Source organism: Bradyrhizobium sp. USDA 241 (genome assembly GCF_049739505.1).
GTDB classification, from domain to species: Bacteria; Pseudomonadota; Alphaproteobacteria; order Rhizobiales; family Xanthobacteraceae; genus Bradyrhizobium; species Bradyrhizobium liaoningense.
Map to the genome: position 1 here is coordinate 187,612 of NZ_JBMGPZ010000005.1, position 14,439 is coordinate 202,050.

7 protein-coding genes and 1 pseudogene are annotated in these 14,439 nt (G+C 60.3%); 2 read left to right on the forward strand and 6 right to left on the reverse strand.

Annotated features, from left to right (window positions below):
* Positions 1 to 161: 161 nt before the first annotated feature.
* A complete protein-coding gene (locus ABIF91_RS22630; RefSeq protein WP_038952271.1) occupies positions 162 to 1,430 on the reverse strand; it encodes an IS256 family transposase in 1,269 nt (422 codons plus the stop codon).
* A 90-nt stretch (positions 1,431 to 1,520) separates the two neighbouring features.
* Here ABIF91_RS22630 and ABIF91_RS22635 point away from each other — a divergent pair, with 90 nt between their 5' ends.
* Positions 1,521 to 1,937, forward strand: coding sequence for a di-heme-cytochrome C peroxidase (locus tag ABIF91_RS22635; protein ID WP_424579812.1), 417 nt, complete (start codon positions 1,521 to 1,523; stop codon positions 1,935 to 1,937).
* 684 nt (positions 1,938 to 2,621) lie between these two features.
* Here the strand turns inward: ABIF91_RS22635 and rpoN are convergent.
* The 5 genes and pseudogenes from rpoN to ABIF91_RS22660 all read right to left on the reverse strand — a co-directional run bounded on the left by rpoN (position 2,622) and on the right by ABIF91_RS22660 (position 12,302).
* Complete coding sequence (gene rpoN / locus ABIF91_RS22640) at positions 2,622 to 4,076, reverse strand: RNA polymerase factor sigma-54 (RefSeq protein WP_028182138.1); 1,455 nt, start codon at positions 4,074 to 4,076, stop codon at positions 2,622 to 2,624.
* 2,205 nt (positions 4,077 to 6,281) lie between these two features.
* Complete coding sequence (locus tag ABIF91_RS22645) at positions 6,282 to 7,625, reverse strand: IS1380-like element ISBdi2 family transposase (RefSeq protein WP_208086440.1); 1,344 nt, start codon at positions 7,623 to 7,625, stop codon at positions 6,282 to 6,284.
* 715 nt (positions 7,626 to 8,340) lie between these two features.
* Complete coding sequence (locus ABIF91_RS22650) at positions 8,341 to 9,126, reverse strand: helix-turn-helix transcriptional regulator (protein WP_018645272.1); 786 nt, start codon at positions 9,124 to 9,126, stop codon at positions 8,341 to 8,343.
* Between the two features lie 1,100 nt (positions 9,127 to 10,226).
* Positions 10,227 to 10,841: a J domain-containing protein gene (locus ABIF91_RS22655; RefSeq protein WP_028182306.1), complete on the reverse strand. Its 615-nt coding sequence runs from the start codon at positions 10,839 to 10,841 to the stop codon at positions 10,227 to 10,229.
* A 191-nt stretch (positions 10,842 to 11,032) separates the two neighbouring features.
* Positions 11,033 to 12,302: pseudogene (locus tag ABIF91_RS22660) on the reverse strand (IS256 family transposase).
* 216 nt (positions 12,303 to 12,518) lie between these two features.
* Between ABIF91_RS22660 and ABIF91_RS22665 the strand changes: the two are divergent.
* A protein-coding gene (locus ABIF91_RS22665) for an IS3-like element ISRj2 family transposase (RefSeq protein ID WP_129557670.1) occupies positions 12,519 to 13,648 on the forward strand; the annotation gives its coding sequence in 2 pieces (ribosomal slippage) (positions 12,519 to 12,771 and positions 12,771 to 13,648; 1,131 coding nt in all).
* The last annotated feature ends 791 nt before the right edge of the window (positions 13,649 to 14,439 follow it).

Genomic DNA, 14,439 nt, shown 5'->3' on the forward strand with positions numbered 1-14,439 from the left:
GCTACTGTCCGAATTTGCGGGGCCAGCTCTAATGGACCATTGCAAACAGAACTCCTGAAAAGCAAGGCGACAGATGTGGGGGCCGGGAAAGAACTGCCAAAACCAGCGCGTCTATGTCGAAGCGCGTGGAGCTATGGCTGATTTTGGGTGACGCGGCCTGATCAGGCGGCGTGGCTTTCAGTGTTCGGAATGACTTCGATTCCGTCGATGAACTTTACACCGGCGATGACTTTCGGCAACTGGTTCGTGCTCTTCAATCGCCGCCAGGTCTTCGATGCGGCGTCGATGAGCTTGAACACCATCAGCTTCGCAGTTTGTTGCGACAGCGATCCCTTGGTCCGCACCGTTCGGTGGCGCACCGTGGCGAAGACGCTCTCGATCGGGTTCGAGCTGCGTAGGTGGATCCAGTGCTCAGCAGGGAAGTCGAAGAAGGCGAGCAGCGCATGGCGATCCTTGATCAGGCACTCCACCGCACGTCCGTATTTGACGTGGTATTTCTCGACGAAGACGTCGATCGCGGTTTCAGCTTCGGCCCGGTGTGGGGCCAGATAGATGTTCCGCAGGTCGTTCTTCATGGGGCCCTGCACGGATTTGGCGACCTTGTCGAGTACGTTGCTCACTTTATGGCACCAGCATCGTTGGTGCCGCGTGCCGGGAAAGGCCTCGTCCAGTGCCTTCCAGAAGCCGAGGGCGCCGTCGCCGATGGCGAGTTGCGGGGCAATCCGTAACCCGCGTTGCCGCAGGTCGATCAGGAGTTCGCGCCAGCTCTGCGCGCTCTCGCGCACGCCGACCTGGAAGCCGATCAGCTCCTTCTTGCCTTCCGGCGTGGTGCCAATCAGCACCAGCATGCATTCGCTGTGATCTTCCATGCGGGCCTGCAGGTACACGCCATCGGCCCAGATGTAGACATAGCGACGCGCCGACAGATCGCGTCTCTGCCAGCGTTCGTACTCGACCTGCCAATCGGCCTTCAGGCCGGCGATCACCGAAGGCGACAGGTTCGGCGCATCCTTGCCGAGCAGCGCCGAGAGCGCCTCCTGGAAGTCGCCGGTCGAGATGCCGCGCAAATAGAGGACCGGGATCAAGGCATCCAGGCTCTTCGTCCGCCGCGCCCATAGCGGCAGGATTGCCGAACTGAAGCGGAGGCGGTCGCCTGGCCCGCTCGCTCCGCGGTCGCGGACCTTGGGACGAGCGACCTCCACCGGACCGATGCCGGTCGCAATCTCGCGCACCGGACCGTGCCCATGTCGGACCAGGCGCGCTCGACCGTCGGGCAGCGTCAGATTGGCCGTGCTGGCCAGAAACGCGCCAACCTCGATCTCGATCGCCCTGGCAAGCAGGTCCCGCGCGCCGGCACGAACGATATCGGTCAGTGGATCATCAACCGCGGACGGCTGACGGAAAGCAAGAACATTGGTAGTCTCGGTCATGGCGTATCGCTCTCCTCGAGAGGTTCTGGCAGGCTCGTCACCCGCCTCGATACGCCGCCTTCCTCACACCGTCATCACCCAGATTCCGCCATAGCTCAAGCGCGTGCGAGCCGCAACGGCAAGGACGAAGTTGTTCTCGCCCTTCAGCCTCAGTACCGGGCGCGACCATTGGACGGTGTTTGGGCAACAGCTCCTTATCTGCACAACGGGTCTGTTCCGACCCTGAGAGACATGCTGGTGCCGCACGCCAAGCGGCCGATGTCGTTTTGCGTAGGCAGCCGTGCGTTCGACCCGGTCAACGTCGGGCTCGCGACGAAAGCACAGTCGTCCGAAAGCTGTGCGGCCGGTCTGACGAACTTCGATGTGTCGCTGCTTGGGAACAGCAATCGCGGACATTCTTTCGAGGGTAAGGAAACCGACTTAAGGAAACTGCCGCCCGGCATCATCGGACCAGAGTTGACCGACGCCGAACGGCGAGCGCTTGTCGAATATCTCAAGACTCTATGAGCGATGGCGTTCGACGCCGACTTGTGTGCCGGCGTCGCTAGCTTCCGCCGAGTTCGAATGCGCCTCGTCAGAACACGTGCCATTCGGCAGATTGTCCCTGCTCAGCCAGGTCATGTGTCCCTCCTGCCGGGACGTCGTCGATTGTCTTGAAGCCGCCATGAGCTCGCCGGTCCTAAGCAGCCCCGACTTGGCGCAATCCTGACGATCCCGCCCAACCGCACTTGGCGATGCTGGGCGCGGCTACAGTTGCGCACTCGAAAACCTGTTCATTTTCCAAAATCTGGGCGCTCCAAGTGTAGTTTTTACAACATTTAGCGCCGAGCTATTATGGTTAAGCCAATAATTCGCCCTACAACCTTGTTGTGCAGCGTAGCAACGAACCGGAAAGTTATCGCGGAAGAGGTGGTGGCGATCATTGGCGTGCGAGATCAGCCGGCTGCTACCGATCGGGGCCGTATATCGGCCGACAATAAGCCAAGGCGAGGACTTGGGAGGAATAAGAGCTTGGCGCCGACGGAGCCTCTGAAAACGCTCGCCCCTCTTAGACGGCAGTCGGCCTATACTACCTCTCCTCAAATGCCGCGCCAGAAGCTTCCTTCCATCACCATCAACAATCTCGCTCCAAAGGCCCGCTTTCAGAGACCTCCAAAGCTACGCTTCCGGATTAAATCGACAGCTGGGGGTTTATTTATCGAGGCCAGTTCCGCCCGATGCTCTACTGTTCATCGTTGACCACATATTGTCGCGGCGGCGCTGCACCGAGGACCGAATGCGCATGGCTTCGCGGTACTTCGCGACCGTGCGGCGGGCAATATCAATGCCCGAGACTCGCAGGCGCTCAACGATCGCGTCATCGGACAGAACCGCTGACGGCTCTTCGGATTCGATCAGCTGCTTGATGCGGTGACGCACCGCTTCAGCGGAATGCGCCTCACCGCCATCCGCCGAAGGGATCGATGCCGTGAAGAAATATTTCAACTCGAATGTGCCGCGATTTGTTGCCATGTATTTGTTGGCGGTGACGCGCGACACCGTGGATTCATGCATCTGGATGGCCTCGGCAACGGCCTTTAGATTCAGCGGCCGCAAATGCGCAACACCAAGGGTAAAGAAGCCGTCCTGCTGACGCACGATCTCGGTCGCAACTTTCAGGATGGTGCGGGCGCGCTGGTCGAGCGCGCGCACCAGCCAGGTCGCGTTCTGCAGCGCGTCGTTGAAGTAGGACTTATCGACGTCCTTGCCGATCTTCTTCGACAGCTTGGAATAATAGGTCTGGTTGACCAGCACGCGCGGCAAGGTGTCGCTGTTGAGCTCGACATGCCAGCCGCCATCAGGAGCCGGACGGACATAGACGTCGGGTACCATCGTCTGCAGCCGCGCCGACCCGAACTTCATGCCCGGCTTGGGACTGAGCCGGCGGAGCTCGTCGATCATGTCGGCGATGTCCTCGTCGTCGACGCCGCAGAGCTTGCGCAAGCTCGCGATGTCGCGCTTGGCGAGGAGATCGAGATGCTCGACGAGGGCCTGCATCGCCGGATCGTATCTATCGAGCTCGCGGAGCTGGATCGCCAGGCACTCGCGCAAGTTACGCGCACAGACGCCGGGCGGATCGAACTCCTGCAGGACGGCAAGAACGTGCTCGACATCCTCCTGCGTTGCGCCGAGCCGCTCGGCGGCCTGGCCGAGATCCGGCGGCAGATAGCCGGCTTCGTCGACGATATCGATCAGATACTGCCCGATCATGCGCTGCGCCGGCGCGGTGAATGCGACCGACAGTTGTTCGGCCAGGTGGTCGGACAATGTTGTCTCGGACGCGACAAACGCTTCGAGATTGTAGTCTTCGTCACCCGAGCCGCCGCCACCCCATTCGGTATAGGTGGTCATGGCGCCATCCCGGGCGTCGCGCACTTGGGCCTCGGCCAGCTGATCGCCGCTGACCTGATCGACCTCAGTCGGGGCTTCGGCCCCAGCTGCATCGTCACTGGCACGCTCGAGCAGCGGATTACACTCCAGCTCTTCCTCCACGAAGGTCATGAGGTCGAGATTAGATAATTGCAGCAGCTTTATCGCCTGCATCAGCTGCGGCGACATGACCAGCGACTGGGATTGCCGGAACTCTAATCTTTGCGTGAGCGCCATGAAGCAAGAACCGTTACTGAAGTTGGTCTGCGTTTTGCTCATCTAGTCAGGAGCTGATCTAAGCGCTTTGATGTCGCGCAAAAGCGGATGCGAGGTGAGATGAAGGCAGCGAACAACGGAATCCGACACTCAGTCGGAGCTCCCTCGTCAATCCCCATTGTGCGCGAGATGAGAGGACTAGGAATTCGGATGCGGCACTGTGACGCGAGGGCATCAACAAACGGGACAGCTTCCCGTGGCGATACTCCTATCAAGGACTTGCAGTCCCCGGCAGTTTCGGTGAGTTCTGCGCGTAGCCGCGATCCTCCACCCCTCCCGCAGGAGCGCCGGCAACAGCTGCGCGGGGCTCAGGATCAGTGCCTGCCGCCACTCAGACAGTCCCTCGCTGTCGAGCCTTGCTGCACGCTCGAATTAGCGCGAACTTCGAAGCCGATCGTGGAAGGAAGTTGCCCAAACGAATTGGCACTAGGGCTGGCAGTCGAAAATAGTTGAGGTAGCGGGTTGAACCGGCCGCAAGATCGCTATTGCGTCAAACGCGATTGCGAGGCGATCACCATTCAGCTGCCCAACGCCTGCCGCTTGTTGGCCGCTAGCGTCTGCCCCATGTGCGTCGAGAAGAGTCTCTTGTCCGGGTTGCTGACGCAAATCGGCAGAAGTTCGAATAGCGGGCATATATTGGCCTGCTCTTCGGCTTATCCTGCCGAAAGTTCCAACGTATTCGGGATGACGAATCTGGGGCCTCTGACGCATCAAATCTGGGACAGTTAGTTTCCTCCGCTTGGCCGCTGAGCGGGACGATCTTGTCGGTTTGGTCGAGAGCCCTGCGCCAGTCGCCTTGCTTGCAGCGGCCGGCCGACATACTCGCTCCGCGAGAGGCGTCCGCACGCGCGAGACCGCCATGATGTTCCTACGACCTCGAGCAACATTTCATCGCTGGCCAGCGGGGTCTTGCCAGCGCGTTGGCCCACTCCTCGCCATATCGGTGCTGCCGGTGAAGCCTGCCGCCTCCCCAAACAACACCTCTCCGAAGCTTCGGTGGGATGCCGACCCCAATCACTCGCCTCAGTGGCATCTGAGCTGCGGCGAAACGACAAGAAGAATTCGCGCTCTTGGTACAACTCACCGGGTCGCAGAGGCAAGCTCCCGAGCCGAACCCCGGCTCATCGCCCGCGTCGTCGTACCTGCCATTCGCGCTCCCGCTGCCTCTGCGCCGATGGTAGCACCATACACCGCGCTGTAGAACACCGCAGCGGAAGTTGGCGCCGCGACATCTTATTCCGGCTACCGACGCAATTGAGCAGCCGCGTGAGGAGTTCGAGCGACGGATCAAGATCAAGACCGTTTGCCATCAGCGGCCGCCGCGGCAATGCCGTCCTGGCCTGCTCACCCCCGGCCAGATCAACATGCGCAAGGTCGACGGCTGGAGACCCCTCACCACAAATCCTTCGATAGGTAACTTGGGACGCGCCTAGTTGTGGGGCGCGCACCATAGCCACAATGCAATGCGCATCGCGATTGAACTCGCTGCGCACGGGCAGGTAGCTTCATGTTAGTGGAAATCGCGCCGACATTGCCGCAGCTGGCAAGCCTCGATTGCACAACGCGAAGCATCAACTTCTCGATAAGGGCCGCGCTGCCGCTCAGGTGAAGGGCCTGGCTTCAGCGATCACGGCTTCGTCCAGCGGCAAGCCCCTGCCATAGGGACGAACCAGCTTTCGCGGGCGGTCGCATCGAGCAGCGGCACCTCAGTTGCCTGATTGATATGGCCGGGACGGCCGGCTGGCGCAGCCTCGAGAGCCTCGAGACGGTTGGTGGCGAGAATGAAGATGTTGTCATTGTTGCTTCAACCCGTTCATTGCGTTGAGCAGCCTGTTTAGCAACACTTACTTGCAAAAACCTATAACAGCGCGATTCCTGGCAAACAGATCGACATCCTCGATCTGAAACGGATGGAACTTCATATCAATAGCGCCGGGATCGCGTGGTCGGTATGACAAAGCATGCGATTTACCGCCTAGGACCTGCATTGTCCGAACTAGCCCGTCCTATTCGTGAGAGTGCGGCTTTTGGGCCCGATTGATGCGGCCGCACATCTTGTCTGACGAGGCGCACAGGATTGCCTTCGGCTTTTCGCCGCCTGACGACCGGTACTTTGCAACGCGCTTGAGGGATGGGTTGGGCGAACGGGGGCGGACGCCCCGCCGGTCAAGGACCGAGCGGCAGCAGCGCGCCGGGCAAGCCGCAGATCAGGTCGGCTTCGGGACATGCCGCGGCAAACGCAAGGCGAATGCGGCTCGTGGTCTCGACGACACGGGCGGCGATTTTCAAGAGCCGAAGACGCAGCGTCGCGAACTCGGCAGCGGCCAATTCCCGGGCTTTGGGAATGGCGTCGCGCACGGTCAGCATCAGCCAATAAGCGGCCGTATGGAGCACGAGACGGACCTGGTTGGCGAGCGCCGAACGGCAGCTGGTGCGATCGGAGGCGAGCTGCGTCTTATGCAGCTTGATCAGATTCTCGGCTTGGCCGCGCGCGCAATACAGGCTGTCGTAGATCCACTCGGCCGAGCCGACATCGAGGCTGGTGACGACGAAGCGGATGTCGAGGCCGAGCATCGTCGCCTCAATACGGGCGACAGTGCGCCGTTCGCGATCCCAGGACTTTGCCTTGTGGCGCGTCTCGGTATAGCCACGCAGAACCGGCAGGTTCTCGATGGCGCGTCGCGTGCGGATGTCGTCGGCGACCTCGTCGACTTTTCTGGCGAGAGGCTTGGTGCCGGACAGACCGAAGATGTAGTCGATGCCGTTGGTCTCGCACCACGCCATTGCCTCCGGCCGGGCATAGTGCCCGTCGCCACGGAACGTAATTTGCGTGTTGTGCCATCGCGTGCGGATATGCCGTACCAGGCGGCGCAGATGGGCACGCACCTCGACGCCGCCCGGCGTCTTGCCGGGCCGCAGCACGACGGCCACGGGCCGGCTCTTCTCCGTGTCGTAGACGTGGATCGGCAGGAAGCAGCGTTCGTCATAATGAGCGTTGAACAGCGAGAGCTGCTGATGGCCGTGGACGACGTCGCAGGTATCATCGATGTCGAGCGTGACGGATGCCGGCTCGCGCGGGTAGCTATCCATCCATGCGTCGACCAAAGTGTAGGTCAGCCGGATCACGTCGCGCAGGCGCGGAGCATTCTCCAGCCGCGACAGCGTCGGCTGGGAACACAAATCCCGGCCCGTGTCCGGTAGGCGACCGCAGGCCAGTTTGAATGCCGGATCGGACCTCAGATGATCGAGGTCGTCGGCGTCCTCGTAGCCGCAGCAGATCGCGAACATGCGAGCGCGGAACATATCGACCAGGCTGTGCACGACCCGCGTCGGATCGCGCCGATCCGGGAACACCCGGGCCAGATTGTTGGCCAAACCGAGACGCCGCTCGGCCATCGCCAGAAGCATCACGCCCCCGTTCGAGGTTAGGCGCCCACCATCGAAGGCAGCTGTGACTTTCTTGGCGTGAACGGCTGGAAACGAGAAGGGCGGAATCGTATCGTCGGTCATGGCGGGCGTGGCGTTCGCGGTTGGAGGTGATGGGGTTGGCTTCGCAACCGAATCCTACGCCGCATCAGCGCTTTACCCCTCAGGCGCACTCTTACGAATAAGACGGGTTAAGTTGAAGAAAGATTGAGTGACTCCCGATCATTTCTGTGCCGAAACGTGGAGTCGCGGTCGTGCCGCGTCCAAAGAAACCGGCGCGAGCGGCCTATTAGACGCGGTAGGTGCTCAGCCTCCGAAACGAGACTATCAAGCATGAAGAGATCGAGCGCGAGGCAGAGGTTTTATTTGTGTTGAATTCTTGCTTCTCGATAGTGGTCTGAAATCGTATCATCGGTCATGGCGGGCGTGGCGTTCGCGGTTGAAGGTGATGGGGTGGCTTCGCAACCGAATCCTACGCCGCATCAGCGCTTTACACCACGCTCGCCAGCCTCTCAGGCGCCCTCTCGCGAATAAGACGGGCTAGGAAATCCAGCCTCAGGCGAGTCTGACGCAGCGAGACTTGCATGAAGCGCCGACGCCCCTAGGTCCACGCCAGCCACTGATAAACACCGGACACGCGCGCCGGATGCGCTTGCCCCGTCATCTGGTTTGAGCCAATTCCGTTGAAGTACATCGTTGAATCCACTAGAGATCGGCTATCCCGACCGCAGCAGATGAATCGCAAAGGAAGAGCCCGCCGACGCAGGGTCCTTGATCGTTCCTTTGAAGGCGTACGGAGCTAAATGATGCCGCGCCGGGTTGCTTTGGCTACAGCATTTGTCCGGTTTGCCGCCCCTAGCTTTCTGATGACGTTCTTCATGTGGAAATTGACGGTATTATCAGTGACGTTAACAAGTTGCCCGATTACCCAGGCTGACTTCCCCTCTGCGACCCAGTATAGGCACTCTGTTTCTCGCGGTGTTAGCGGAATGTCTGTCTCGCAACTCTCATCAAGCGGCGGTGTAATCTGCGCGACAGCGTTGTGAAACGCCGACGCCAATGTCGTGAGATGAGCCATGCGATCCTGTGGATCGGCATCATCGAAAGGAGATGCAAACGATACGAAAGCCGATCGGCCTTGCGATCCAAACAATGGCACGCTCATGCCATGCTTAAGGCCTGCTTCTTTGGCCTCGCGTAAGACGCGCAGCTCACGGGGCTGCAGTTCATATCGACTGGTTAGTTCATCCCAAAGAAAGGGCCTTGGCAGCATTGCTGTCCGCCGGACCACCGGGTCGATCGCTTGATATTCTTGTTCAGCATAGCGTTGGCACCAATCAGACGGGAAGTTTATAGTTGGCGGGGGCGGTAGATACTCTGGCAAACGACGCTCATTGGAGCAGGAGAGTGCTCCGTAGGCGACTTTATCAAAGCCTTCATTGCTCGCGAAATTCACAAGAAGATCGAACAGCGCTGCGATTGATCTTGTCTGTATAGCGCACTCGATGAAGCTGAATAGGTCGGGCCCGCGGCTTTCCCGTCTGCTTGAAGCGAGTGGCATTTTGCCGTGCGACTGGTCATCCATTTTCTATTTCCGTTTGCTTACACAGATGTTGGCTTTGCTTCTTGCAGCTGAAAGCTCGCGCGCGAAAGGAAAGCGCCGGCCCAGAACTGTTTCACACGGTCCCAGCACGCTCCGAGAAGATAATCGGAGCGACTTGACGCACGCTGGCAGGTCGAGCCAAAGCGAAGCTGACTTTGTTCGCTGCTGACCGGTCGGGCTGCTCTCCGAGGTGCCAGTGCCCCAGTCTCTCGAAAGAACGGCTGGCAAATCATGCAACGATTGCGGCGGACACGGTCAGCACTTCTCGTAAGAACATGCCGGCATCTCGAGCGCCACCGCAAAGGAGCGAGGTCGGCATGGAACTGTTCGCAGCTCGGCACACCACACCCGGACGGGTCCAGCGCCCTCAGGTGCTTGCGCATTTTGGGCCACCACCCGCGGACATCAACAAATGGCTGCTTGACGAGGACGACAGCGTGCATGCGATCCTCAGGACTTTCCAAGAACCACCGATGCGCACAGCAATTCTCGCACCACTCGCCGATCGGAGAACTTGCCCCCATAATAGGGGCACTCGCAGAAAGATGGTCTCCTCTGGTTGAGCGGATGTGACATACGTCGAACATGCGACAACGTCTCATGCGCGACACAGAATTTGATATAGATCAAGAGCGTGATTAAAGGCCTGCCGTCTCACCTGCATTGACGGGGCGCGAATGGCACTCCCTGAGTGCCATCTTAACGCGCGAGGCAAGTCCAGTACCAACCTTCCTGCGGGCAGCGGAGCAGCAGTTTAGTGTGGCTCTGCTTTTCGAGCAGTCGAGGACGGCACTTTCGAACTTTCGCTGTGGCTCGCCTTTGCGAACTGCCCATCGGCGTCGTGAAGACTTGCCCCCTCCTTGCAAACCCGAGGAGAGAGCGAATGAACGAGGAAAGAAACAAAGGCTCGTTGTTGATCGGTCCGGGAGCAGGTTGATAGAACTCCTTGTGGCGTGGCGGAAATGTTGCGCCTCTCGGGCCTAGGGTCTGAAGCGGGTTACACGCCAGCTCGGGTGCAGCCTTCACACGATGAAGGGCTATGGAATGGCGGGTGAGGTGAAGCCGTTCAAGTCGTGTCCGGGTTAGCTCTCCCGCACCACGGTCTTCAGGTAATGGTAGGCCTTGATGATCTCGCCCAGGCGCTGCTCCGTAGAGCGGTCGCCGCCATTGGCATCGGGGTGGTGCCTCTTGACCATCGCCCTGTACCTCGCCTTGATATCTCCGAGCGTCGCATCGACATTCAGGCCCATCACCTGCAACGCTTTCCGCTTGGCATTGAAAAGCTTGCGCGTCTCAGGCCTGGCCTCCGCGCGGGCGCGTCCCTTCAGCTCAGCGAGCATGCAAAAAGCATCGCAGTCGTCCTCGGAATGGGCCGGGCTGCCGGTCATCTTGCGGGCGCTGATGGGCTCGCCGATTTTCCAAGTTGGACGATGGCCCGTCAGCGCGTCATTCTGGTAGCGCGCGATCGCTTCGGCGTCCATCCCGGAGAAGAAATTGTAGGACTGATTGTATTCGCGAGCATGCTCGATGCAGAAGTGCCAATATTCGCGCGCATTGTGGCGGCCCTTTGGCGCGGGATGGGTTGCCTTGTTCTGGCAATCAGGCCATTCGCATCGCACCGCGGTCCGGCGCTCCTCCTGCGCTTCCTGCTTGTTGATGCGAATGGAGGCGAAGAATTTGGATGTGTCGCTCAGCATGACTTGGCTCCGTTGGGCGGAGCGGCAGTTAGCAGCGCCGCTTCTAAGCTAGAGAATTGGTTTCGACGGCAAGTTGGATCTGACTCGGCCTTTGCGTCTAGTTCAGTGCATGGTGTAGCAAGCACTTCCCAGCAATCGACATGCCAGGACTCGCGCGCGAGCTATGGCTGATTTTGGGTGACGCGGCCTGATCAGGCGGCGTGGCTTTCAGTGTTCGGAATGACTTCGATTCCGTCGATGAACTTTACACCGGCGATGACTTTCGGCAACTGGTTCGTGCTCTTCAATCGCCGCCAGGTCTTCGATGCGGCGTCGATGAGCTTGAACACCATCAGCTTCGCAGTTTGTTGCGACAGCGATCCCTTGGTCCGCACCGTTCGGTGGCGCACCGTGGCGAAGACGCTCTCGATCGGGTTCGAGCTGCGTAGGTGGATCCAGTGCTCAGCAGGGAAGTCGAAGAAGGCGAGCAGCGCATGGCGATCCTTGATCAGGCACTCCACCGCACGTCCGTATTTGACGTGGTATTTCTCGACGAAGACGTCGATCGCGGGTTTCAGCTTCGGCCCGGTGTGGGGCCAGATAGATGTTCCGCAGGTCGTTCTTCATGAGGCCCTGCACGGATTTGGCGACCTTGTCGAGTACGTTGCTCACTTTATGGCACCAGCATCGTTGGTGCCGCGTGCCGGGAAAGGCCTCGTCCAGTGCCTTCCAGAAGCCGAGGGCGCCGTCGCCGATGGCGAGTTGCGGGGCAATCCGTAACCCGCGTTGCCGCAGGTCGATCAGGAGTTCGCGCCAGCTCTGCGCGCTCTCGCGCACGCCGACCTGGAAGCCGATCAGCTCCTTCTTGCCTTCCGGCGTGGTGCCAATCAGCACCAGCATGCATTCGCTGTGATCTTCCATGCGGGCCTGCAGGTACACGCCATCGGCCCAGATGTAGACATAGCGACGCGCCGACAGATCGCGTCTCTGCCAGCGTTCGTACTCGACCTGCCAATCGGCCTTCAGGCCGGCGATCACCGAAGGCGACAGGTTCGGCGCATCCTTGCCGAGCAGCGCCGAGAGCGCCTCCTGGAAGTCGCCGGTCGAGATGCCGCGCAAATAGAGGACCGGGATCAAGGCATCCAGGCTCTTCGTCCGCCGCGCCCATAGCGGCAGGATTGCCGAACTGAAGCGGAGGCGGTCGCCTGGCCCGCTCGCTCCGCGGTCGCGGACCTTGGGACGAGCGACCTCCACCGGACCGATGCCGGTCGCAATCTCGCGCACCGGACCGTGCCCATGTCGGACCAGGCGCGCTCGACCGTCGGGCAGCGTCAGATTGGCCGTGCTGGCCAGAAACGCGCCAACCTCGATCTCGATCGCCCTGGCAAGCAGGTCCCGCGCGCCGGCTCGAACGATATCGGTCAGTGGATCATCAACCGCGGACGGCTGACGGAAAGCAAGAACATTGGTAGTCTCGGTCATGGCGTATCGCTCTCCTCGAGAGGTTCTGGCAGGCTCGTCACCCGCCTCGATACGCCGCCTTCCTCACACCGTCATCACCCAGATTCCGCCATAGCTCCTCGCGCGCTTGGTTCAGACAATCATCTCTTAGAGCTGGCCCCGCAAATTCGGACAGTAGCTTGAGTGGATTTTCTGCCTGACAGCGGCGAGGATTCTTGCTGCGAATCAGGAGCGAAGATGACGAAGAAGAGCCGCCGGACGCATTCTCCGGCATTCAAGGCGAAGGTTGCTTTGGCTGCGGTCAAAGGCGACAAGACACTGGCGGAGCTGGCGCAACTGTTTGATGTTCATCCGAACCAGATCACGATCTGGAAAAACCAGCTCCTGGAAGGCGCCGCCGGCGTGTTTGGGCATGACAAGACATCGGCCGAGACGCCGGTCGATTTGAAGGCGTTACATGCCAAGATCGGCGAGCTGGCGTTGGAAAACGATTTTTTGTCCGGCGCGCTCACCAAGGCGGGCCTGCTGAGCGCAAAGCGATGATCGACCGCGATCATGATCTTTCTATCGTGCGCCAGGCGAAGGTCCTGAAGCTGGCTCGCAGCACGGTCTACTATGAACCTCGGCCAGTTTCGGCCGAGGACCTTGCCTTGATGCGTCGGCTCGATGAGCTGCATCTCGATTATCCCTTCGCGGGAGCGCGTATGCTGCGATCGTTGCTGCGGCGGGAGGGCGTATACGCCGGTCGCCGCCACATCGCGACGCTGATGAAGCGCATGGGGATCGAGGCGGTCTATCGTCGCCCGAACACGAGCAAGCCGGCTCCGGGTCACAAGATCTACCCGTACCTGTTGCGCGGATTGAAGATCGAGCGGCCCGACCATGCGTGGGCAATGGACATCACCTACATTCCGATGCGGCGTGGCTTCGTCTATCTCGCGGCGGTCGTCGATGTGTTCAGCCGACGGGTCCTGGCCCATCGCGTCTCGATCACAATGGAGGCGGCCTTCTGCGTCGAAGCGGTCCAGGAGGCGTTGGCGAAGCACGGCAGGCCCGAGATTTTCAACACGGATCAGGGCAGCCAGTTCACCAGCCTCGAGTTCACCGATGTGCTGCTGGACGCGAAGATCGCCATCAGCATGGACGGCAAGGGCGCCTGGCGCGACAACGTGTTTGTCGAGCGGCTCTGGCGCACGGTCAAATACGAAGAAGTATATCTCCGCGCCTACGACAGCGTGTCCGAGGCGCGAGCGTCAATTGCCAAGTATCTGGCCTTCTACAATCAGGGACGCCCTCACTCGAGCCTTGACGGGCGCACGCCCGACGAGGCTTACTTCGGCACGCAAGCTATGGTGATGGCCGCATGACCGTCGCCGACGGTTTTGTCGTCGCTCTGGTCGGGCTACGCCCTCCCGACGCAACGACAAAACCGTAAAGCCCCGCGTTCAGCATAACCCGGCAGGAATCCACTTAAATCCAGCGGGGCGCTGTCCAAACAACCGGGGCCAGCTCTTCTTTGCGATCTCAGATCGATTCAATTGCAATGTGCTGTCGGGCTCTGCACATCGAGGTCTTGAACGGGACCGGGTGAATACGAACAAAGCGGGAGCTATGCAGGAATCTGGCTGATGACGCGCTTAGGGAAGCAGCGGAGCAACGCGGATGGTGAATTTGCGAGAACTTCTCGACGAGGCGATATGGCCAGAATGAGACTATCAACATCCTGCCCTTCGCTCAGCCGCCTGCGGTTGATCTTGCGTGCTACAAATTCTGCGCAACAGAGCGCGTGTTCTGCTCGCCCGGTGCCGCGACGGAATCGTTCCAGAGACGCCGGCGAGATGAAGCGGCCAAGGATGGCCGCGCAACACCGCAAAAGCTATCGGCGCAATCGAGGCGGCCGGGCCCAAGGTGAGGACCGGGCGCGCGACTCTCGCCGGTTGGATCCGCTTCACGTACTTGATTTTGCCAGCCGAGCGCGGCGACCAGGAGCTTTGATCCCCTGCTTAGCCGGGCCGTATGTTGACTCGCGATTTCAGGAGGCACGATCGGCCCTGCTGGAAAGGATGCGGCGAATCTTTTGCTATTGGCGATTTTTGGGGCCTGAACAATCGATCGCGGGGCAAATACGTGCGCCGCAGCACAAGTCCGCCGGCGATCA